1 protein-coding gene is annotated in these 637 nt (G+C 63.4%); it reads left to right on the forward strand.

Annotated features, from left to right (window positions below; all coding sequences use genetic code 11):
• Nucleotides 1-637, forward strand: a 637-nt coding sequence (locus tag AACS18_RS23460) for an FAD-binding protein (RefSeq protein ID WP_258228933.1), incomplete at both ends; no start/stop codon positions are given.

The raw sequence follows: 637 nt of genomic DNA on the forward strand, positions 1-637 counted from the left end.
CCACCGTGCTGGCGACTGGCGGTGCCGGTCGTATCTACCAGTCCACCACCAATGCCCACATCAACACAGGTGACGGTGTCGGCATGGCGCTGCGTGCCGGCGTCGGCGTGCAGGACATGGAGATGTGGCAGTTCCACCCGACCGGCATCGCCGGGGCCGGGGTGCTGGTAACTGAAGGCTGCCGTGGTGAAGGCGGCTATCTGCTCAATAAAGATGGCGAGCGCTTCATGGAGCGTTACGCCCCGAACGCCAAGGACTTGGCCGGTCGCGACGTGGTGGCCCGCTCCATCATGATCGAGATCCGTGAAGGCCGTGGCTGCGACGGCCCCTGGGGTCCACACATCAAGCTCAAGCTGGATCACCTCGGCAAAGAGGTGCTGGAATCCCGTCTGCCGGGCATCTGCGAGCTCTCTCGCACCTTCGCCCACGTGGATCCGGTTAAAGAGCCGATCCCGATCATCCCGACCTGCCACTACATGATGGGCGGCGTACCGACCAACGTGAATGGCCAATGCCTGACTCAGGACAAGAACGGCAACGACGTGCCGGTGGTCGGTCTGTTTGCGGTGGGCGAGATTGCCTGCGTCTCCGTACACGGTGCCAACCGTCTGGGTGGCAACTCCCTGCTGGATCTGGT

It is taken from the genome of Aeromonas sp. HMWF015 (assembly GCF_963878965.1).
Taxonomy (GTDB): Bacteria; Pseudomonadota; Gammaproteobacteria; order Enterobacterales; family Aeromonadaceae; genus Aeromonas; species Aeromonas veronii.